The organism is Leptothoe sp. EHU-05/26/07-4 (genome assembly GCF_043421015.1).
Lineage (GTDB): Bacteria > Cyanobacteriota > Cyanobacteriia > Phormidesmidales > Phormidesmidaceae > Leptothoe > Leptothoe turfae.
Genome location: NZ_JAXSQV010000004.1, coordinates 503,780 through 524,377 on the forward strand (window position 1 = coordinate 503,780; position 20,598 = coordinate 524,377).

At 49.6% G+C, this 20,598-nt stretch carries 18 protein-coding genes; 9 read left to right on the forward strand and 9 right to left on the reverse strand.

Going from position 1 to position 20,598, the window contains the following annotated elements:
• Window positions 1–4 precede the first annotated feature (4 nt).
• The 4 genes from devC to tmk all read right to left on the reverse strand — a co-directional run bounded on the left by devC (window position 5) and on the right by tmk (window position 4,044).
• Complete coding sequence (gene devC / locus U2F10_RS15275) at window positions 5–1,150, reverse strand: ABC transporter permease DevC (protein ID WP_499872612.1); 1,146 nt, start codon at window positions 1,148–1,150, stop codon at window positions 5–7.
• A gap of 2 nt (window positions 1,151–1,152) precedes the next feature.
• On the reverse strand, window positions 1,153–2,331 hold the full coding sequence (locus U2F10_RS15280) for an HlyD family secretion protein (RefSeq protein WP_499872613.1): 1,179 nt from the start codon (window positions 2,329–2,331) through the stop codon (window positions 1,153–1,155).
• 77 nt (window positions 2,332–2,408) lie between these two features.
• Window positions 2,409–3,392, reverse strand: coding sequence for a DNA polymerase III subunit delta' (locus U2F10_RS15285; RefSeq protein WP_499872614.1), 984 nt, complete (start codon window positions 3,390–3,392; stop codon window positions 2,409–2,411).
• Complete coding sequence (tmk, locus tag U2F10_RS15290) at window positions 3,382–4,044, reverse strand: dTMP kinase (RefSeq protein ID WP_163668021.1); 663 nt, start codon at window positions 4,042–4,044, stop codon at window positions 3,382–3,384. The genes U2F10_RS15285 and tmk overlap by 11 nt, the downstream gene beginning before the upstream one ends.
• Window positions 4,045–4,299: 255 nt before the next feature.
• Between tmk and U2F10_RS15295 the strand changes: the two genes are divergently transcribed.
• A complete protein-coding gene (locus U2F10_RS15295; RefSeq protein ID WP_006515553.1) occupies window positions 4,300–4,635 on the forward strand; it encodes a hypothetical protein in 336 nt (111 codons plus the stop codon).
• 106 nt (window positions 4,636–4,741) lie between these two features.
• Here U2F10_RS15295 and U2F10_RS15300 read toward each other — a convergent pair whose 3' ends face one another.
• Together U2F10_RS15300 and U2F10_RS15305 are read right to left on the reverse strand one after the other, a co-directional pair.
• On the reverse strand, window positions 4,742–5,179 hold the full coding sequence (locus U2F10_RS15300; RefSeq protein ID WP_006515552.1) for an FHA domain-containing protein: 438 nt from the start codon (window positions 5,177–5,179) through the stop codon (window positions 4,742–4,744).
• Window positions 5,180–5,592: 413 nt separating this feature from the next.
• On the reverse strand, window positions 5,593–6,603 hold the full coding sequence (locus U2F10_RS15305; RefSeq protein ID WP_163668023.1) for a phosphoribulokinase: 1,011 nt from the start codon (window positions 6,601–6,603) through the stop codon (window positions 5,593–5,595).
• Between the two features lie 509 nt (window positions 6,604–7,112).
• On the opposite strand from U2F10_RS15305, the gene U2F10_RS15310 reads away from it, so the two are divergent.
• From U2F10_RS15310 to ftsH, 4 genes are all read left to right on the forward strand, one after another.
• The gene (locus U2F10_RS15310) at window positions 7,113–7,694 is read left to right on the forward strand and encodes a photosystem I assembly protein Ycf4 (protein WP_499061676.1); all 582 of its coding nucleotides are present in this window, start codon (window positions 7,113–7,115) and stop codon (window positions 7,692–7,694) included.
• Between the two features lie 92 nt (window positions 7,695–7,786).
• Complete coding sequence (locus U2F10_RS15315; protein WP_163668027.1) at window positions 7,787–8,530, forward strand: peptidylprolyl isomerase; 744 nt, start codon at window positions 7,787–7,789, stop codon at window positions 8,528–8,530.
• Window positions 8,531–8,559: 29 nt separating this feature from the next.
• A complete protein-coding gene (locus U2F10_RS15320) occupies window positions 8,560–9,675 on the forward strand; it encodes a beta-ketoacyl-ACP synthase (protein ID WP_499867215.1) in 1,116 nt (371 codons plus the stop codon).
• 133 nt (window positions 9,676–9,808) lie between these two features.
• Window positions 9,809–11,728, forward strand: coding sequence for an ATP-dependent zinc metalloprotease FtsH (gene ftsH / locus U2F10_RS15325; protein ID WP_499872615.1), 1,920 nt, complete (start codon window positions 9,809–9,811; stop codon window positions 11,726–11,728).
• Window positions 11,729–11,860: 132 nt separating this feature from the next.
• On the opposite strand, the gene U2F10_RS15330 is transcribed toward ftsH, so the two are convergent.
• Both U2F10_RS15330 and U2F10_RS15335 read right to left on the reverse strand, forming a co-directional pair.
• A complete protein-coding gene (locus U2F10_RS15330; protein ID WP_163668033.1) occupies window positions 11,861–12,151 on the reverse strand; it encodes a hypothetical protein in 291 nt (96 codons plus the stop codon).
• Between the two features lie 224 nt (window positions 12,152–12,375).
• The gene (locus U2F10_RS15335; RefSeq protein WP_163668035.1) at window positions 12,376–13,065 is read right to left on the reverse strand and encodes a M23 family metallopeptidase; all 690 of its coding nucleotides are present in this window, start codon (window positions 13,063–13,065) and stop codon (window positions 12,376–12,378) included.
• A gap of 347 nt (window positions 13,066–13,412) precedes the next feature.
• Between U2F10_RS15335 and U2F10_RS15340 the strand changes: the two genes are divergently transcribed.
• The 3 genes from U2F10_RS15340 (at window position 13,413) to mnmH (ending at window position 17,255) form a co-directional block, all read left to right on the forward strand.
• Window positions 13,413–13,829, forward strand: coding sequence for a tetratricopeptide repeat protein (locus U2F10_RS15340; RefSeq protein ID WP_490793640.1), 417 nt, complete (start codon window positions 13,413–13,415; stop codon window positions 13,827–13,829).
• Between the two features lie 116 nt (window positions 13,830–13,945).
• Window positions 13,946–16,183, forward strand: coding sequence for a selenide, water dikinase SelD (gene selD, locus U2F10_RS15345; RefSeq protein WP_499872993.1), 2,238 nt, complete (start codon window positions 13,946–13,948; stop codon window positions 16,181–16,183).
• 40 nt (window positions 16,184–16,223) lie between these two features.
• Window positions 16,224–17,255, forward strand: coding sequence for a tRNA 2-selenouridine(34) synthase MnmH (mnmH, locus tag U2F10_RS15350; RefSeq protein ID WP_499872617.1), 1,032 nt, complete (start codon window positions 16,224–16,226; stop codon window positions 17,253–17,255).
• A gap of 296 nt (window positions 17,256–17,551) precedes the next feature.
• Here mnmH and U2F10_RS15355 read toward each other — a convergent pair whose 3' ends face one another.
• On the reverse strand, window positions 17,552–19,213 hold the full coding sequence (locus U2F10_RS15355; RefSeq protein WP_499872619.1) for a B12-binding domain-containing radical SAM protein: 1,662 nt from the start codon (window positions 19,211–19,213) through the stop codon (window positions 17,552–17,554).
• A 247-nt stretch (window positions 19,214–19,460) separates the two neighbouring features.
• Between U2F10_RS15355 and U2F10_RS15360 the strand changes: the two genes are divergently transcribed.
• A complete protein-coding gene (locus U2F10_RS15360) occupies window positions 19,461–20,492 on the forward strand; it encodes a tetratricopeptide repeat protein (RefSeq protein ID WP_499872620.1) in 1,032 nt (343 codons plus the stop codon).
• Window positions 20,493–20,598 lie beyond the last annotated feature (106 nt).

Genomic DNA, 20,598 nt, shown 5'->3' on the forward strand with positions numbered 1-20,598 from the left:
CCCTCTAAAAGATTTCTGCTGGGTCAGCTTTCACCGCTTTGCGTACGGAAATCAGACCCGATAGGCAGCACATGACTAATGTTAGGATCAGCACAAAGATGACTCGACCACCGTTCATTGCGACGGGTAACGTGCCAGCGGTGGCGGTGGCGGTGAGATGGTAGAGCCCGAGAGCCGCTGCTAGCCCCGGAATATAGCCCAATAATGCCAATAAAATTGCTTCCTGCAGCACGATTTTGAATAAGTACTGGGAGCGATACCCCATGGCTTTCATGGTGGCGTACTCAGGCAGGTGATCGCGAATGTCAGTAAACAAGATCTGATAGACAATCACAGCCCCCACTACAAATGAAACCATTACACCCATGCTGAAAATAAAGCCAATGGATGTGGCTTCTAGCCAGTAGGTGGAGTCATGCTCGATGATGCCTGCCTTGGTGTACACATCCACATCGGCGGGTAGGACTGAACGCATAGTTTCTGCCACTTTTTCTGCCGAGACTCCCGGCTGGAGTTGGACGAGGCCCACATTGACCAGACTCAACGGTCGTGGTTCTAGATACCTGATAAAATTCTGATCGCTCATGATCAGGGTGCCATCGGCAGCAAATCCACCTCCTAGAAAATAGGTGCCGCCGATGGTGGCGCGACGACGATCCGCTTCAGTGGTGGTGCCAATGTCTTGGGGGCCAAACTCGGGGCGTGAGAGTTTGTCTATAAATACGGTGTCGGGTCGACTGAGGATGCGGCGGGCCTCTTCACCCTGTAACTCAGGCATCAGAAATACGGGGTCATTGGGATTGATGCCATAGACAAAGATGGCGCGGCTGACACCGGTTTCTGGGTTACGCCACAGCAGATATTCGCTGTAGAGGGGCATGATGCGCTCTACACCATCCACGCCAGCGACCTGGTACAGTCGCTCTCGCGGAAATGCGGTAGAGGTGCTAATTTCCAGTGTTTCTGGCGAAATTAAGAAGAGCTCGGCATTGAACTGTTCATAGAAATTAGTGGCCGTGGAGATCAGGGCTCCCATGAACCCAAGGTTCATAAAAATTAGGATGACGGCGAAAGCCACACCTGCGATCGCAACCACTAACCTGGTACGCTCGTGCATTAAGTTGGCCCAAGCCACCGACACCCTGGCCATCGCTAGTTCTCCTCAGCTTGGATGTCGATCAGCACATCCACCTGGAGATTGGTTAGCATGGCGACGGCATCATCTTGATCGACTGCAATGCGCACCTCCACAATGCGGGCATCGGCATTGGCAGCCGGGTCATCGTCCAACACATCATTTTTAAAGATTTGCAGACCGATCGTTTCTACGGTGCCGGTCAGTTCTCCTGCAAAGGCTCCGTTACGGCTAGTAATCATCGCCTTTTGTCCCGCTTTCACCAGGCCGACATCCGTTTCATAGACCTCGGCGACTACATACATTTCCTCCGTATCGCCCATGGAAAGCAGCCGATTGTTAGACACAGTCTCCCCTGGGCGCACATAGATATCGAGAATTTGACCCGCAGCTGGTGCTTTGATCACGGTGCGATTAAGTCTCGCTTCGGCCAGGGCTAAATTCTGCTGAGCCGCTTCTACGCCAGTTTCTACGGAGGCCAGTTGTAAATCTGCCTCTGCCATGGAAACTTGGGCAGCCGCATTGTCTAAGGCGGTATTTCGAGCTAGTTCTAGCTGGGTTTTGGTGGCCACAGCATTGGCAATGTCGCTGGTGAGTTCGTCGACCTCGGTTTGCTGACGGTCCAAATCTTGACGGGTAATGGCCCCTTGGCTAAACAAATCCTTAAACCGAGCCAGATCGGTTTCCGCCAGAGCCAGGCGAGCTTCTAAGCTGCGAATCTGAGCTGCCTGGGCCTCAATCGCCTGAATCTGCGGCTGATCAATTTGCCCCGCTTTGGTGTTAGCTTCGGTAATCCGGGCCGCGCCTAGACTGCGCTCCGCCGCTAAGGTTTGCTGAGCTTCCGCCAGCTGACTGGCGGCATAGTCCCGCTCAGCTTTACGGATTTCGTACATATCTAGCTCAGCTAAGACTTGGCCAGACTTTACCTGCACGCCTTCTTGCACCAGTAATTTAGCGAGCACTCCAGTCTCAGCGGCGGCCACATCAATCACTTCGCTTTTGGGTTCAATCCGCCCCAGGGCAGCGACATCTACTCGTTCGGGGGGTGGTTTAGCAGCTTCTTCCAGGGCTGCCTGTCGTGCCTGCCGTGCAGACCGTAGGGCTAGTAAGGATGCAGTGGTAATGAATAAAAGTAATGCAACCCCAATCCAGACGCTGGTTTTTCTCAGGGGACGTTGCGCAGACTGTGGAACCATATGGATCATTAAGTTCTTTCTCTATGGTGCTGGGGGTTAGAGAAAATTGGCTGAATTGTACTGTTTAGTTTAATTCTTCAATAAATCAAGTTCATTAACGTCACTTCCCATACCAAACGCGGTTGCACATATCTGAGCAGCTGCTTGCGTGCTAATTCCAGGTGTTCCATACCTTGGGCATGGCCTTGCCGCCAGCGGCTTTGTTGGAGATAGTCCAGTAACCAAAGCTGGGATTCTGGTGCGAGGATTTGTACGATTTGGCGGGCGAGTTCTAGGGCGCTACGGACGTTGCTAATGGGTTGGCTGACCTGTTGTATTAGCTCTGGTGGGATGGACTGTAGCTGTTGCCAACTTGCGATCGCACTACCCGGACATCCTTGGGCCAGGGAGAGTACTTCAGGGGAGTCCAAAATCTCCTGTTGACCCACCTTAGTCAATACTTGAGCCATGTCAGCTGGGCTCAATCGCCGAAATGGAATGGTCTGACAACGTGAAATTAATGTGGGTAGCAGTGCCTGTTGGTCGGGGGCAATTAAGATAACTGACGCCTGCCCCGGCTCTTCCAGGGTTTTTAATAGACCGTTGGCGGCTGCTTCTGCAATTAGCTCGGCTGCTTCAATCACCACTATGGCTCTGGAGGCTTCTAAGGGTGGACGACTTAAAAACCGAGCAATGTCTCGAATCTGGTCAAGACGAACCTGGGGACGACCCCGTCGTTTAATACCAGCTGCTTGGGCTTCAGCGACGGTCAATAGCTTGTTTTGGTGCAAATAAGTGGGCTCAACCCACAATAAATCAGGATGATTGCGAGACTGAATACGACGTTGAAGGTTATTTGGGGTGGTGTGTTGATCGCCAAGCAGCATAGTGGCAAAGGCTGTGGCAGCTAGGCTACGCCCAATGCCATTGGGGCCTATAAATAAATAACCAGGGGCAATCCGTTGGCGAGTGACGGCCTGAACCAGTAGGTCAACGGCCTGGGACTGCCCAACAATGTCAGCAAAGTGCTGCATCAACTGCTGTTTTTGCCCCATTGAGGCTGAGGACAATTTAGAAGGCATACCACTGCTGTAAATACTTGGAGACGATGGCTTGAATTTGCTCAGCCACTGCTTCTGGGTTGAGGCTAGCATCCACGGTAACGAACTCATCCCCTTCGGCTTGGATGCTGAAACCCTTATGGACCCTACGATGAAACTCAACTCCGGCCTGTTCGATCCGATCGGCTTCGCCACGGTTGGCTATGCGTTTAAGCCCTTGCATGACGTCTAGCTTGAGCCATAGGGTAAGATCGCTGGTCAAACCACCAGTGGCAATGGCGTTAAGGTTGTTGATCAGATTTAGGTCTAGCTGTCTGCCATAGCCTTGGTAAGCAACCGTTGATGCGGTGTAGCGATCGCAAAGTACCAGATGTCCAGTTTCAAGGGCAGGAATCAAAATTCGTTCCACATGCTGTGTACGATCAGCCGCATACAGCAACAGCTCAGTCCGACTAGTTAGACTCTCAGCATTTTTTGACGACTGTAATAAAATCTGTCTGATTTCTTGGCCAATGCTGGTGCCCCCTGGTTGTCGAGTGACAATCACCCCCGTTGGATAGTCAGATGGACCACTGCTGAGAAGTGTGTGCTCTAACCACTGACGCAGATGCTGAATTTGCGTAGTTTTACCACTACCTTCAATTCCCTCAAAGACGATAAGTTTACCGCGCATCCTTTTCCTCAGCAGCAGAATATCATTACACTAACCCAACAGGGATGCTCTGGGAATTTAACCTACATTTATCCTGAAAAGCTTACTGTTTTCGAGAAGGGTAAAGGTAGATGCAGATTTATATCTAGATCTAGTGACATAGTATATCTGGACAAAAAATTGCAAGTTTGTGACTTATTGTTTAGTCTAAATTTACTGCTCCCTATCTTAAACACCCTTAGATTCTGAAATTGTGCAATAGCTCCAGAATTTTCTATGGCCCGGTATACCAACATTTTTGTAAGCGTTCTACCCGCAAATAACTTGCGTGAATCCCTACCAGATGTACTACAGTCCTGTGGTCTTCATTTGGTCTATCAGGATGGAGACTATATGATGGCTAAAGAACGCCCTGGTCTGGTTTCCTTCAGCAAGCTAGCTACGGTTGAGGTTTTGATCGGTTCTACCGATGAAACTGAGCTAGTCACCCAACATAGTGCTGCAACTGTGAATCTGGTAGTGAAGAATGAAGAGCTGCCGTTACAGGTCAATAACCATTGTCACAAGGTTTTTCAGCAGGTTAATCAGGCTCTCGAAAGCAAAGCAGGTTAACCCGCTTATCAACAAGCCAGTAATAATTAATACACAGGGGCCTGCAAAACTTCCATAGACCCCTTTTGAGTTTTGCGCAATGGGATACGGTCAGAAAGTACTTAAACTACCCGTTTAATTCACTTTCCTCTTCTTCGTCAATCATGTTGGGGCTGATCAACGTGATATCGAATTCGTCGGGGGGAACAGTTGATGTGGTATCCCGTTTCAACTGATAGTAAATGGCCCGTGCTTGTGGCCCAAAGACAATCTCGTCTTCATTTTTTAGATCATGGGCCTGTAGCTTACGCCCATTAATGAGCATGCCATTGGCACTAGGCTTACCTTTCAGGTTTCCATCTACAATCCGATAGTAGTAGGTCTCGTCGTCCCTAGGAAGCTGCACTAGTGTGGCGTGGTGCCGAGAAACAAACTGTGAAGCTAAGCGAATATCACATTTTGCATCGCGACCAACAGAATAGACGGAGCTATCTAGGACAATCTCCCGTCGACCTTGACTATCTTCGACTATAAGAATACTGCTGAGATGAGAACCTGAAGCCATGCTAACCGTGAAATGATAAATCTTCGAGAAAAAATCAGGCCGTCAATAATTTCTTTACTATATTATTCCGCCAGTATTTGGGGCCTTCAGGATTCTCCCATGCTCTTCAGCTTGATTCGATGGGGACACCATGTCTGTAGATGAATTCCGCTGTCTTCATAAGAGGTTGAATTAACCCAATAACAGCAAGATGTTACTGCTCATCAAATATTCATGAAGGCACAGCAGCCAATATAGCATTCCCGGCGGAATACTGGAATATGACAGTCCTTATCCTGTAGTCATTCAGTATCCCGTTTTAGAAAAATCCTGCCCATATCCAGAAAAATGCCATTTTGCTGAACCAGCAAAATGGCATCGAACTGATAGTACTTTGACTGATTAAGCAAGTGTCTTCAGCTTAAATAAGCGTCTTAAGCAACGACGGCGGCACTAACACCAGCTCGCGTATTCGTTAGACGTTCGTAAGTAGCGCGCATTTTCAATCCAACCAGCACTTGGAAGAGGCCGGTACCGTTGTTAGAGCCAGGATATTCCCGATGCTTTAACAACAGCTCAGTCATTTCACCGTAGCTACGGGTGGAGATATTACTGAGGTGCTCTTCAACATAGATTAGCTCCTCCAGCTTCTCAAACTGGCCATCAATTTCTAGAACTGACACCTCATTGCCCATATAGGTATCAGGACCATAGGTCATACGGATACCAGGATAGGAGCAGGTCAGTTTGCGACCACAGGGCACCCAGTTAATGGTAGAACCTTCATCAAATAGGTAGGCGGGCTCAAAGCCTTCAATGCCTTCCTTCTGAATCATTTGTACCCGTAAAATCTTGCGCTCTTTGTCCTCCTTAATCAGGTTAGTGGGTAGAACCTGTAGAACGACATCGGCATATTGCTTCTGAACGTCGATATAGGCTTCAAAGTCAGGTTTACGAGCTTGAATAGAGGCTAGAACATCCTCATAGGTGTGGCCCCGCTCAGCCATATCACGCTGGATTTTCCAGGCAATTTTGACTTCGTCGCTAATGTCAAGATAAACGCTGAAATCTAGCAGATCACGAACGCGCCCATCGTAAAGGGGGTGCAGACCTTCAATAACGACCACATGATTTGGATCAATACGTTCAGGCGGATCAATGAAACCAGTTTCGTGGTTGTAAATTGGCTTATCGATAGATTGTCCTGACTTAAGAGCCTTGATTTGCTCATACATCAGATCGAAATTGTTCGCTTTTGGGTTGAGGGCCGTCACCCCAGCTTGCTTGCGTTGCTGACGATCCAGACTATGGTAGTCATCCAAACAGATGACGGTCATAAATTCTTCACCGAACAGATCGCTGAGGCGTTTCAAAAATGTAGACTTTCCACATCCTGAATCACCGGCAACACCGATTAAAACCACGCGGTCGGGCTGACTGGTCATGGAATCCTCTTCTGAAAATAGTTGACAAATTGATCTAAAACCAATCAACGAGTCTATGAACCCTGACTCATTTGGGTATCACTAGTGGGTTGTAAACGTTGCAAAAGTTAAGGTTGATCCTATCAGAATCTGTATTCTTTTGGAAGGCTGAAGTAGGGGCTGTGCTTATGAAATCGCTAAGTTAATTAAAAAGGTTGTTTGCCTGAAATAATAGATGACCTGATAGGGACTCCGTTAGCTCAAAAACAGCAAATCTGTAGTGGTTTTATCTCATTTGCTCAGTCATCATTTATTGAGAGTGCTGTTAACAGTTACTCCGTACCAGTCAGATAATGGTTCCTGATGATTTTGGGTGTGGGATTTATACCGTTTGTTAACCTTAGACTTTAAACTGACTATAGGCTTAATCATTGCCTGGTTAATAGTTTTCTAGTTTAAAGCGATGCTTTGGCAATGCTGACTATTCAGTCAGTCTGCCAACCTCATTTCAATACTCTTTCTAAATCAACATGGCTGTTTCTAAAGCAACTGTTTCTGACACAACCAATAAGGATAGTGTCCTGCGTCGTGAAATTTTAGGAGCTCGTCGTTGGAGCAACTATTGGTGGGCCGTGGTAACGACCATTGGGGGAACGGGATTTTTGCTGGCAGGCATTTCTAGCTACATGGGGATTAACCTTTTGCCTTTTGCAGATCCCACACAGCTTATCTTTATCCCACAAGGGTTGGTGATGTGTTTCTATGGCACAGCGGCTTTGCTGCTATCGCTTTACCTTTGGTTAATCTGTGCTTGGAATGTTGGAGGTGGCTATAACCTCTTTGATAAGAAGAGCGAGGAAGTGCAGATTTTTCGCTGGGGTTTTCCGGGTAAAAACCGCAAGATTGACTTCAAATATCCTTTGGCGTCTGTCACGGCGATTCGTGTTGATATTCGAGAAGGATTAAGTCCTAAGCGTGCGCTTTATCTGAAGGTTAAAGGTAAAGGAGATATTCCATTGACCCGTGTTGGTCAACCGATGTCGCTGGCATCTGTGGAAAATCAGGGTGCTGAGTTGGCTCGCTTTCTGCAGGTTCCCCTAGAAGGTCTGTAATAAATAGTGCCGAATGTCCAGGAGGCTCCCTATTGAAAAGGGTGTTTCCCTGTGACAAGATATGGTGCCCTTAGTGAACAAAGGAATTAATCATGGTTTTCGGTTTCCGGATGCAATGGGCCATTGGTTTGGTAGTGGCTTTGTTTATGGTGGGCTGTACGGCTGGGGCCACTGACCCATCTGAGTCGAGCACCACTTCGCTAGCTGAACCCGCTGAGTCAACGGAGTTGGCTGTGACTCCTTCTATACCTGAGGGGCTGGCTCGTCTAGAGGGTAAGGCCACTGTTGAGTTGACGGTGAATGGGGAGCGAATTCTGGTGGAGGTTGATGGTACTCAAGCTCCAATTACAGCTGGTAACTTTGTTGACTTAGTTGAACGCGGTGTTTATGACGGCACTGTCTTCCATCGAGTAGTGCGTGAGCCTCAACCGTTTGTGGTGCAGGGGGGAGATCCACAGAGCAAGGATCCTACTGTGCCTGTTCAGCAACTTGGTACGGGTGGTTTTGTTGATCCTGATACCCAGGAAAAACGCCTGATTCCTTTGGAGATAACCCCTGCGGGCTCAGAGCAACCTATCTATGGTCAAACCCTTGAAAATTCTCAGCCTGCTTTGCAGCATACCCACGGTGCAGTGGCTATGGCACGCTCACAATTTCCTGATTCGGCCTCTTCCCAGTTTTACTTTGCACTGGCAGATTTGCCTTTCTTAGACGGTAGCTATGCTGTCTTTGGGTATGTCACTGAAGGTCTGGATACTGTGGATGCTATTCAACAGGGAGATGTGGTTGAATCGGCCACGGTGCTTGAGGGCTTGGACAACTTGGTGACTGAATAGTGTAGGGAACGTCTTGGTAAGTTTGCTTGATGGTTGATGTCGATATTACCGGCATTGGTTTATGGACAGCCTTGGGGAAAACAACCAAGACAACCTGGGCCAACTTACTAGCGGGTAAAAGTGCGATCGCACTACGCCAGCCTTTTCCCTCATTGCCTGTCATGCCCGTGGGCATGGCAGGCAAATTGCCTTCTGACCCAGAAGATATTGCGATTACCGCTGTCAAAGCCGCCATGGCGGATGCCGGTCTCCCATCATCGTCACTGGTGGATTGTGGGGTGGTGGTGGGTTCTAGCCGTAGTTATTTAAACCGTTGGGAGGCCATGGCACGGGGTGATATGGCAATGCATCATTGGCTCGCTGCATTGCCCTGCGGTTTGTCGCATCAGATCGCTCAAGCAGTGGGTAGCCAAGGGCCGGTGCTGGCTCCGATGGCGGCCTGCGCCACAGGTTTGTGGGCTCTGTTCCAGGGCTATATGTTGCTCCAGGCAGGGCAATGTGAGCGAGTGGTGGTGGTGGCTGTGGATGCGCCGATTACGCCCTTAACGCTGGCGGGGTTTCGACGGATGGGGGCGATGGCGAAGGATGGCTGCTATCCCTTTGATTGCGATCGCAGTGGATTAGTCCTGGGAGAAGGCGCAGCGGCTGTAGTTTTAGAAATTAGGGGGACAAGCACACGCCCGTCTAATTACTACGGCCAAATATTGGGTTTTGGCCTGAGTAATGACGCGTACCACATTAGTTCTTCCCGTCCAGATGGAACCTTATCTGTGGCCCACCAATGTTTACAGCGTAGTGGTTTACATCCAGATGACATTGACTACATCCATACCCATGGCACGGGTACTCGCCTTAATGATGCCAACGAGGCATACATGATTCAGCAGCTGTTTCCTGAGGCTGCCGTCAGTTCCACTAAAGGAGCCACGGGCCATACCCTGGGTGCCGCTGGGTTGATGGGCGTTGTGTTTAGTGTGTTAAGCCTGCAACAGCAGTGTTTACCCCCCTGTGTTGGTCTCAGTAAGCCTGAGTTTGATCTGAATTTTGTGCGAGTTGCTTCCCCTGACGCTAAAACCGTGAAGCATGTGTTGTGTAGTAGTTTTGGGTTTGGTGGGCAGAATGGCATTGTTGCGATCGCCCGATAAATTCCTATCGGTTCAGGGATGTCTATCATCGCCCCCTGGTTAGCAGATTAGAACGCTAAACTGAGGATATTGAATTGATTTGACAAAGACCCACTGGCTTACTAGCTGTATTTTTAGTTCTACGTTCTCTTCTATGAATAAGCCCACCCCCCCCTCGTCCCATAAATCTGCCCTTAGCCGTCAGGCTGCTCGGACTTTGGCCACTGGATGGTTTGTGTTGCAAACTCTGATTGCAGCCCCCATGGTGGCAACTCAGCCAGTCCTTGCCCAGGCAGAAGGGGATGAAGAAACTAAAATTACCTATGGCCAGCTGTTAGAGAAACTGGAGCAGGGTGATGTGCAGCGAGTTGAGCTGGACAACCTGCGGGGTGTAGCCAATGTGCGCATTAAAGGCGATGACGATAATGCGCCGCTACATGAGGTGACCCTGTTTGCCAATGATGTTTACAACCAACCTTTGCTACAAAAGCTGCGCGGCAGCAGTGATGTTGACTATGAAGTTCTAGAACGCTCGGATAATAGTGCGCTGACGGGATTAGCCGTGAATGCCTTGTTAGCCCTGATTGTGGTGTTTGCGCTGTTAATGATCCTGCGGCGGTCTGCTAATTCGGCTAGCGGTGCCATGAATTTTGGCCGCTCCCGTGCCCGGTTTCAAATGGAAGCTAAGACCGGGGTCATGTTTGATGATGTGGCCGGGATTGAGGAAGCGAAGGAAGAGCTACAGGAAGTGGTGGTCTTCCTCAAAAATCCTGAGAAGTTTACGGCCATTGGAGCCCGTATTCCAAAAGGTGTGTTGCTGGTGGGGCAGCCTGGCACCGGTAAAACCCTCCTAGCTAAAGCAATTGCTGGTGAGGCCGGTGTGCCGTTCTTTAGTATCTCAGGCTCTGAATTTGTGGAAATGTTTGTGGGGGTGGGGGCTTCCCGTGTCCGTGACCTGTTTAAGAAAGCCAAGGAAAACTCCCCTTGCATCGTCTTTATTGATGAAATCGATGCCGTTGGTCGTCAGCGTGGAGCCGGTATTGGTGGCGGTAATGATGAACGTGAACAAACCCTAAACCAGCTACTGACGGAGATGGATGGTTTTGAAGGTAACAGCGGCATCATTGTGATTGCTGCCACAAATCGTCCCGATGTTCTGGATGCTGCATTGTTGCGTCCCGGTCGATTTGATCGTCAAATTACCGTTGATTTGCCTGGCTATAAAGGGCGTTTGGGCATTTTGGATGTGCATGCGCGGGATAAGAAGATTGCGGATGATGTCAACCTGGATGCGATCGCACGTCGCACCCCTGGTTTTTCCGGTGCTCAGTTGGCTAATTTGCTGAATGAAGCCGCTATTCTGACAGCCCGCCGTCGCAAAGATGCCGTCACCATGGCAGAAATTGATGACGCCATCGACCGACTGACCATTGGACTCACCCTGACACCGCTACTCGATAGTAAAAAGAAGCGGCTGATAGCCTATCACGAAGTCGGGCATGCGTTGGTCAGCACCATGCTGAAGCATTCCGATCCCCTCGCAAAGGTGACAATCATTCCTCGATCTGGCGGTGTGGGTGGTTTTGCCAGCTATCTGCCCAAGGAAGATCGGGTGGATGATGGCTTGATTTCCTATGCGGAATTGATTGACCGCATCACTATGGCCCTCGGAGGGCGTGCGGCTGAAGAGATTGTTTTTGGATCTGATGAGGTAACCCAGGGGGCTGCTAACGATATTCAGCAGGTGACCAATATCGCCCGTCAGATGATTACGCGTTTCGGTATGTCAGAGCTGGGGTCATTTGCCATGGAATCTCCCAGCAGTGCCGTATTCTTGGGGCGTAGCGACCTGATGCAGCGCTCGGAATACTCAGAGGAAATGGCTGCCAAAATTGACCAACGTGTGCGGGAAATTGCCATGACGGCGTACATTAAAGCGCGCTCAATGCTGAAGACCAATCGCTCACTACTCGATCGCTTAGTCGATCGGTTGGTTGAAAAAGAGACGATCGATGGTGAAGAGTTTCGCGGCATTGTGAGTGAATACGTAGACCTGCCGACCCCTCATCAATGAGCGAGGGAATAAAGGCGAGGCTGTAGCCCTATCAGCGCCTCAAGTTCGCCCTAAAACGTACCCTTGTAGGAGCCAAGGGTACGTTAACTAAACCTAACTGCGGTCTTAAGTCTTGAGTAACAGCGCGGAGGTCTATTCGAGTGGTGCGCCGTCCAGCAATTCAATCCGACCGGAGGTGCGTAGACACTCTAAGCGCCAGCGCTGACCGGATACTCTACCGGGAAGAAAACCTGAGATGGTGAGATGATTTTCACCGCGGTCAGTTTTAACTTTGACCAGCAAGTCATCTTTACTCTGACTGACGATGAGTGCCTCGATTTCGAACTCACCTTCACGATTCCAAGGCAGTTCATATTGTGAATTGGGCTCTTGAGAACGAAGAACAGCGCGAGTGTTTTCAGCTTCAGACATTGGAGCAGTCATAGTTTAAGTGGGTGGTTGTCGAACAGGGGTACAGCTGTAATGTACCCAGCCACTCGCAATGATGGCCTTAGCTAGACGATAGCATCTCGGCTGGTTGATAGATTGTGCTACAGATCATAAAGACTCAAGAGTGCAAATCATGAAGCCCGGTGAGAGTCGGAACTTGTAGAGAACGTTAACCGTCCGCTCGGTGCTTGTAGCCGCCCATGGCAATGCATTCAAACCTATCGAATGGCCTGCTGATCGTCATACATTGCTCGTAAAACCATCGCTGGATCTACCCAGCTATTTTCAAACTTTAAGCCCCAGTGTAAGTGAGGGCCGGTGGTGCGTCCTGTCATACCGACACGACCAATAGGCTGGCCAGTGCCGATATTGGCCCCTTCTCGAATACGAATATTGCCATCGGGATCCACCATAACCCGTCTCCCTTCTTCATAGGAGACATAGCCTTGCATATGGCAATAAATGTGCAGCCACTCTCCTGATTCAATGACCACGGAGGTGCCGCAGGCGCTATCGTCTGAGATTTCCACCACATGGCCTTCCCACCAGTTGCGGATATAGCTGCCCAGCGGAGCAGCGATGTCTAACCCATAGTGGAATTGTTCGCCTCCATAGGGGGATTGGCGATAACCAAAGGGAGAGGTGTAGGCTTGAAAATTCTCCACTGGAAATGAAGCAAAACTCCAAGGATTTGAAGCTCTGGCGAGTTCTACTTCGGCAGCTTTGGCGGTTTTGCGTTGGGCCGGCAAGACCAGACCGATGATCATCCATAAAGACAGAACCCCCAAAAGTAAAACCCTGGTGTAAGCAGTACGTCGGCGTCGGGATTGCATGAGTTTTTTAAAGCGACCCATAAGAGTTTGGGTAAACCCCTTGAGAGGAATGGATTTAAAAGAACTCGATTTCATATATCCCGAAAACGCAGAACGATTGGTTTTGAAAGACTGGCCTTTACAATGTTTTCCTAGGTCAATGGGTAAATCAGTTTAGGGCGGAACTGATTTAGCCTAGGGCAGCCTCAATATTACGGAGCTTTAACTACGGAGATTTAATAAAGTGCGTCTATGACTGAAAGTCATTGATCGAACGCATTAGTTTGCCCAACTGCTGCTCATAGTATTGCCCGCTAATGTACATCAATTTCTTGAAATTGCATACATTTGTTTTTCTGATTAGTGTCAAGGATGTTTTTAGGTGGTTGTAATAAAACATATGGGTTGGCCTATGCAGTCTTGAGAGTGAATTGGAGAGGGGGATGGGATCGATGGATGAGCAATTACAAACTCCGGTGGATTGGTATCAAAAAGGTGTTTTCTTGGATGAGCAGGGGCAATCCCAAAACGCGATCGCATGCTACACCGAGGCCATTGACCTCCAGGCTGATTATTACGAAGCCTGGGTGCGACGTGGTCTGGCCCTGATGTTGCTGGAGGAGTTTCGGCCTGCGATCGCAAATTTTAATCAGGCGGTGGCGCTAAAAATGGATCTGGATTTGGCCTGGTATCTCAAGGCCTACTGCCATGCCCAGATGCAGGCGGATGATTTTGCCCTGTTGGCCTTACAAAAGGCCTTTGCCCTCAATCCTACGCAGTGGATTGCCATGGCGAATAAGGAGCCTGCATTTGATGGGCTGCGGGGCGATCCACGCTTTCAGGAATTAGGGGGTAATTAGCGCTGCTGTCGCTGAAGTCTGGCACCAGCTCTTCAGGAAAAATTCACGCGTCACCCTATTTTTTCTGCTATCTATAGTGGGCGCGGTGCGCGGTTTTTATTGGCTCCCTGATGGCTATGCAGGCGACAACTTCGATTCATACGGATTTATTTTTTGTGGGGGGAGGGCACACCCACGCTATTGTGCTACGCAAAATTGGCATGAACGGTCTACCGGCGGGGGTGCGGCTGACGCTGATTACCAACCTGGTGGATACTCCCTATTCTGGGATGTTGCCTTGCCATATTTCAGGGCTCTATGACTTTGACCAGTCCCATATTGATTTGCGGCCGCTGACTCGGTTTGCCAATTGCCGATTGATTATGGATGAGGTGGTTGATATTGATGTGAATCAACAGCTGATTCACTGTCGCCATCATCCGCCGATGCGCTATGACGCTCTGTCCATCGATATTGGTAGTACACCGGGGACAGTGTCGGTGCCGGGGGCGAAAGAATATGCAATTCCGGCCAAACCTGTGCCCAACTTGTTACGAGCCTGGCATCACTATTTAGAAGGATTAGATCAGGCGCAGTCGGCCACCATTGGCATTGTCGGTGGTGGTGTCGGTGGAGTGGAGCTAGCCCTCAACATGCAGGTGCGGCTACAGCAGGTTATGGGTGAAGCGGCAAATATCCATGTGTTTCATCGAGGGGCGCGATTAGCAACGGGGCGTAACCGGACGACGCAACGCCAGCTGGCTAAGATTTTTCGAGATCGCAATATCCATACCCATTTATCAGAATCGGTTTGTGCATTGGAGCCGGCGACAGCGGGGGCTGTCCAGGTGCACTGTGAGTCGGGGTTAAAGGTGACATGCGATCGCGTGTTTTGGGTTACCAGTGCCAGTGCCGCACCCTGGCTGGCTCGTACGGGGCTATCAACGGATAAAGATGGGTTTATTTTGGTCCAAGATACGCTGCAAACCTTGTCCCACTCCAATATATTTGCTGTGGGGGATGTGGCTACCATGGCGAACCATCGCCGTCCTAAGGCTGGGGTATTTGCTGTGCGACAAGGCCCCCCTCTATATAACAATCTGCAGCGTTATTTCTCTGGAAAATCCCTCAAGCCCTTTAAGCCCCAGCGTCAGTTTCTCAACATAATTGATTTGGGCATGGGGGGGGCGATCGCATCTCGCGGTCGCTGGTCTGCTGAATCTATATGGTTTCGGCGCTGGAAACATCAGATCGACGGCAAATTTATGGCGCTGTTTGATCAGTTCCCCCCCATGGTCAGCGGTAGCAAGATGACACCGGAGAGTGCAACCATGACGCCCCACTGTGCCGGATGCGGCTCCAAGGTCAGTAGTTCAGTGCTGAGTCGAGCCTTAAACCGCGCCAGGGCAGAATTTCCAGAGATGGAGCACTGGTCGAACCCCGTCAAGGTCGGTTTAGATGCACCGGATGATGCTGCCGTAGTTGCCATGCCCGCTGACAAGCTAGCCGTGCAAACGGTGGATCAGTTTCGAGCCATTGTGGATGATCCCTACACGTTTGCGCAGATCTGTGTGAACCACTGTTTAAGCGATCTCTTTGCCATGGGGGCAACGCCCCAAACGGTTTTAGCGCTGGCTACATTGCCCTACGGGACAGATACTCTCCAAACGGAGACCCTTTATCAATTGATGGCAGGGACCTACCAGGCATTGGCCCCTGCCCAGACCTGGCTCGTGGGCGGGCACACCACCGAAGGTCCAGAGCTATCTCTAGGTTTTGCCTGTAACGGTTGGGTTGCTGCCGATCAGATTTTGACCAAACAAAACTTGCGACCTGGTTTAGGCTTAATTTTGACTAAGCCCCTGGGGACGGGGGTATTATTTGCGGCAGATATGCAGCGGGCGGCTAAAGGGCGGTGGATCGAAGCTGCTGTGGCCACTATGGTGCAGTCAAATCAGACGGCTGCCAAGTGTTTCCAAAAACATGGTGTAGTGGCCTGTACGGATGTGACCGGATTTGGTTTATTGGGCCATCTCCATGAAATGTTGCGGCCTGAGGTAGCGATAGATTTGAATCTGGATGCTTTGCCTGTATTGCCCGGTGCGCACACCTGTTTTGAGGCGGGCTATCTTAGCTCTCTTCAAAAACGTAATCAGCAGATTGAACGGCACTTACATAATCCTCACCCCCATCACTCCCATTACCCACTCTTGTTTGACCCTCAAACCTCTGGAGGACTCGTGGCAGCCATTCCCCAGAACCGTGTCAATGATTGCTTGAGTGCTTTAAAGACTCAGGGATATAGCCATAGCCGTCACATTGGCAATGTTGTCCCTGCTGTGGAGGGACAAGCGCCTTTTACAATCAGAGGGTGAAATCCTGAGGGGTTTCATTTGTTTTTTCAGTAACTATGTGGTGACCCAACTTCTCCCAATTTCTGACTTTTGGCAGGCCCCCGGTCCGATTTTAGATGTGCGTAGTCCTGGGGAGTATGCCCAGGGGCATCTGCCTGAAGCCTTGAGCTTTCCTCTGTTTTCGGATGAAGAACGGGCTCAGGTGGGCACTTGCTACAAACAGCAGGGACAAGAGACTGCCGTTGAATTGGGGTTGGAGTTAGTGGCTCCTAAAATGGTGGGTTTAGTTAAACAGGCTAAGGCTTTGGCTCCGGAGCGTCAGGTCAGGGTGCACTGCTGGCGTGGTGGGATGCGCAGTGGGTCTGTTGGCTGGCTTTTAGAGACCAGTGGTTTAGAGGTCAAGTTGTTGAAAGGGGGCTACAAGGCTTTTCGCCACTGGGTGAGAACCACGTTAGCCACCCCTCGAACCCTGATTGTGGTGGGCGGTATGACTGGCACAGGCAAAACCGATATTCTCCATGCCCTTAGAAAGTTAGGAGAACAGGTTTTAGACCTAGAAGGTTTAGCCAATCATCGTGGCAGCAGCTATGGAGCCCTGATGTTGCCCCCCCAGCCCAGTACTGAGCAGTTTGAAAATCTGATTGCTGAGCAATGGGCAACCTTTAACCCTCAGCGCCCTGTTTGGGTTGAGGCGGAAAGTCGCCGTGTGGGTACCTGCCGAGTACCGGAGGAAATTGTGGACCAGATGGAAGCGGCTCCCACCCTGGAGGTGGTTCGCTCCGAGGCAGAACGGTTGGCAATTTTGGTGGATGTTTATGGTCAAGCAAACCCAGATGAGTTAACAGCCGCTACTGAGCGTCTCCGCAAGCGTTTGGGGGGACTACGTACCCAGGAGGCCGTTCAGCACATTAAGAAGGGGGAACTGGCAGCTGCGGCGGCAATTATCTTGACTTATTATGATCGTACTTACCGTCATGACTTGGTGCGTCGCGGTCAAGAAATTCCCAAAATTGATATTGCTGAGATGTCAGTTTTGCAGGCGGCCCAGCATTTACTGGGCCAGGTGAATGATTGGGGGTGGTATACCCGTTGACTGCTGCGGAGAAGGGGCTAAAAGTCACGCTTCTTGGCTAGTCAACTGTGGGTTTTCTGTGTCTACGCCTTTAAGTATCTGATTGACTATGAGCTACTTGTACTACTTGCCCACGATGCTCACGTTCTTAATTGCGTTATTTGCCTTTTTTAGGGATACCGCTGCTTCTAAACGGAGCATCTTGAACTGGGCTTTTGTCATTGTTGCCGGCATACTTTGGCCGATCACGCTGCCGTTTATTGTTTGGAAAAACATAGTGTCACGGTTTAGCGTCAACAGCGATGTTGCCTTTGAGTTCAAGCGGATCCACATAAGTTAACGGCAGGATTAGCCCTGCATAATCTAGGTTCATCCATGTAGGACTCTGCTGTTTGCAGATGTTTAATGAGTGTGGGTTTAGGCAGAGGCCCTTCTAGGTGGTCCCAGGGTAAGGGCTGCTCTGTTGACCAATCTGTATAGACATAGAACTCTAGGGGGGGAAGTTGCCCTTTTAGTTCCTTAAATGCCCGACGGTAGCTGCCCAAGGAATCTCCGTAGTGGCGGGTGAGTTCTAATAGCTGGCCAATGCGTCGATCGCCTCTGGAAATCAGAGTTTGAATAACTGACCAGTTGTAACTTTCTGGTCTGAAATCAATGCCTTGCGATCGCAGCTTCTTCTGTAAAAACTTCAGCCGCTTTTCTGCTTTAGGGTTCACGCCGTACCACTGAAATGGGGTGTGGGACTTAGGGACAAACGTACTACAGCCCAGGGTGAGCCGCAGTCCCTTAGCCGCCTTCTTTAATTGCAGCATCATGTTGGCCGTATCCTCTAAATCGGTCTCCGTTTCACCGGGGATACCGGCCATACCGTAGAGTTTAACGCTGCTGAGACCGCCCGCTTTAGCATTGACGACGGCGCGTTCAATATCAGCGGTTTCAAGCTTTTTATTAATGGTTTCACGAACCCGTTCTGAACCACTTTCCACGGCAATGGTGATGGACTTGGTCCCGTGGTTAACCAGCGTATGGGCTAGTTTCTCATTGACGGTATTGGTGCGCACCGAAGCAATACTTAGCCGTACATCATCGTATTCGGGCCGATTAATATAGTCCAGTAGCTCTTCAAACCCTGGGTGCTGAGTTACCGAGGCCCCCAATAGCCCTAACCGTTTGGTGACTGCCAAGCCACGGTCAATGGCAGGAATGAGCGATTCATCCAGACTAGCTGTACGAAACGGTAGCGTTAGATAGCTGGCCAGGCAAAATCGACACATCTCGGGGCAGCTGCGCACCACCTCCACCATAAAAATATTTTCCCAGGCAGCCTTTTCTGTAACCACCGTTGAGGCTAGCAGCACATTGCCTCGATATGTTTGTTTTTTGACAACGGCGGGGACACCATCGGCGGGTTCTACTCGACTGATGGGTCCGGTGGGGGCGTCGTATATGGGCTGATAGAGGCTGGGTATGTAGATGCCAGGGACCTGGGCCAGAGCCTTCAACTGTTCCCATCGGCTGGCGTCCCGTACAGTTTGATAGGTGTCTATAAAAGTGGGAATCAGATCTTCACCATCGCCCAAAAGAACAATATCAAAGAAGTCAGCAAAGGGTTCAGGGTTAGCGGTGAGGACCGGACCGCCGCCAAAAATGAGGGGATGATCGGAGGTGCGATCGCTGCTACGAACAGGAATCTGCTGCTGCTCTAGCAAATTTAAGATATTGATATAGTCCAATTCCCAGGACACCGAAAACCCCATGAGCTCAGGCTTGGCAGGCAGACCACTGGCCAAGTCTGTAAACAGACGGCCCACGGCCAGATCGCTGCGCTGGGCCAACATGGCCCAAATTACCTGATACCCCAAACTCGTAATCCCAACGGAATATTCGTTGGGAAACGCGAAAATAACGGGAACTGCATCGGAGTGGGGGGCAGCGGGCTCAAAAAGTAGATGTTCGGCTGCAAATACGGACGCGGTCAAAATAATTGCCTATAGCGATGGGTGTCTCTTTCCATCATAGAGATTAACTGACGGGCCATATTATGGTCAGCTATTTAGCTGAACTAGAGACCGTGGCAATCAACTAGGGGTTAGTACGGTTATGGGGCTTTCAACGAGCACATTAGTATAGATGCGTACGTAGATTCATGCTCGCATTGCGCTGACTAACTGAGCTAACTAACTGAGCTGACTAACTGGGCTGACTAAGCTTCCTGGAGATTTGAGTATGCACAATAAGGATTCGCCAATCGTGATCTCCGGTAGTCAACTGCCTGCGGCACAGAGTAGTGCAGATAAGATAGCTGATCACTATCTCAAGGAAGGATTGGCTTACCATCGTCAGGGTCGATACTCGTCTGCATTAGACACATTGCAAATTGCCTTGCATAGCCTGAATCCAACGGGTGATTGCCTCTTAGAAGGCAAAATTTATCATGCCATCGCGCTGACTCAGTATAGTCAAAAGCGTTATCTCTGGGCCTTAGACTCGGCTCGCAGAGCCCTTGATATTGCTAACGCCTCTAACTATGTTTATTTGCAAATGTCAGCTCTAGATCAAATTGGTAATAGCTATCGCCACCTGAATGATCTAGATAAAGCGCTCAATGCTCTGTGGCAAGGTTATGAGCTAGCTAAAGAACTGAATAACGATAAGGTGCTGAGCCGTTGCCTTAACAACTTGGGTTTAGCCTATAAAGCAAAAAGTCAGTATCCTCAGGCCATTGATTGTTATGAACAAAGCTTGCAATTAGCACAATCACATCAAGGTTCCAAAGATATAGCTCAAATCTTACGCAATATTGGCAACCTCTATCATCGTATCGGTGACTATGGCAAAACTGTTGAATACTACAGCAGACTTTTAGATATAGACAATCCTAGGTTGGATAAATCGGCAGCGATCAAAATTTTGCGTAACTTAGCGACTGCTTGCTACGCATTAGGCCGTTATCAATTGGCGGTTGGCTATCTGAAACAACGTCTTCAATTAGCCCGAGAATTAAGTGATTTAAGGGCTCAAGAACAAAGTTTAGACAGTTTAAGCATTAACTATGATGCTTTAGGTCAGACGGATGACGTTGTTCGCTATCAAGAACAACGACTTCAGGTGTGTTTAGCACTGCAAAACTTGAATTTGCAACAGCAGGCACTCAACACCTTGAAAACGACCTGTTTAGCTTTAGGAGACTTTGATCGTATTCTTAAATACCAACATTTGTTCAATCGCTATAGGTCTCAAGTAGAGCAGGCCGTATAACATTTAAGTCTTGAGACATGGGAACCACTATCCACTGGATGTGTTATTTATAGACAAAGCCCGTTGCATACAAGATACAGCGGGCTTTGAATGCTTAGAAAGCTAC

What these genes read in the sequence shown, in the direction of transcription:
- ftsH (WP_499872615.1), top strand. Translation starts at nt 9,809, where the DNA reads ATGAATAAGCCCACCCCCCCCTCGTCCCATAAATCTGCCCTTAGCCGT.
- U2F10_RS15280 (WP_499872613.1), bottom strand. Translation starts at nt 2,331, where the DNA reads ATGGTTCCACAGTCTGCGCAACGTCCCCTGAGAAAAACCAGCGTCTGG.
- U2F10_RS15320 (WP_499867215.1), top strand. Translation starts at nt 8,560, where the DNA reads ATGGTTGATGTCGATATTACCGGCATTGGTTTATGGACAGCCTTGGGG.
- U2F10_RS15300 (WP_006515552.1), bottom strand. Translation starts at nt 5,179, where the DNA reads ATGGCTTCAGGTTCTCATCTCAGCAGTATTCTTATAGTCGAAGATAGT.
- U2F10_RS15335 (WP_163668035.1), bottom strand. Translation starts at nt 13,065, where the DNA reads ATGAAATCGAGTTCTTTTAAATCCATTCCTCTCAAGGGGTTTACCCAA.
- U2F10_RS15315 (WP_163668027.1), top strand. Translation starts at nt 7,787, where the DNA reads ATGGTTTTCGGTTTCCGGATGCAATGGGCCATTGGTTTGGTAGTGGCT.
- selD (WP_499872993.1), top strand. Translation starts at nt 13,946, where the DNA reads ATGCAGGCGACAACTTCGATTCATACGGATTTATTTTTTGTGGGGGGA.
- U2F10_RS15285 (WP_499872614.1), bottom strand. Translation starts at nt 3,392, where the DNA reads ATGCCTTCTAAATTGTCCTCAGCCTCAATGGGGCAAAAACAGCAGTTG.
- U2F10_RS15340 (WP_490793640.1), top strand. Translation starts at nt 13,413, where the DNA reads ATGGGATCGATGGATGAGCAATTACAAACTCCGGTGGATTGGTATCAA.
- U2F10_RS15360 (WP_499872620.1), top strand. Translation starts at nt 19,461, where the DNA reads ATGCACAATAAGGATTCGCCAATCGTGATCTCCGGTAGTCAACTGCCT.
- U2F10_RS15305 (WP_163668023.1), bottom strand. Translation starts at nt 6,603, where the DNA reads ATGACCAGTCAGCCCGACCGCGTGGTTTTAATCGGTGTTGCCGGTGAT.
- U2F10_RS15310 (WP_499061676.1), top strand. Translation starts at nt 7,113, where the DNA reads ATGGCTGTTTCTAAAGCAACTGTTTCTGACACAACCAATAAGGATAGT.
- devC (WP_499872612.1), bottom strand. Translation starts at nt 1,150, where the DNA reads ATGGCCAGGGTGTCGGTGGCTTGGGCCAACTTAATGCACGAGCGTACC.
- tmk (WP_163668021.1), bottom strand. Translation starts at nt 4,044, where the DNA reads ATGCGCGGTAAACTTATCGTCTTTGAGGGAATTGAAGGTAGTGGTAAA.
- U2F10_RS15330 (WP_163668033.1), bottom strand. Translation starts at nt 12,151, where the DNA reads ATGACTGCTCCAATGTCTGAAGCTGAAAACACTCGCGCTGTTCTTCGT.
- U2F10_RS15295 (WP_006515553.1), top strand. Translation starts at nt 4,300, where the DNA reads ATGGCCCGGTATACCAACATTTTTGTAAGCGTTCTACCCGCAAATAAC.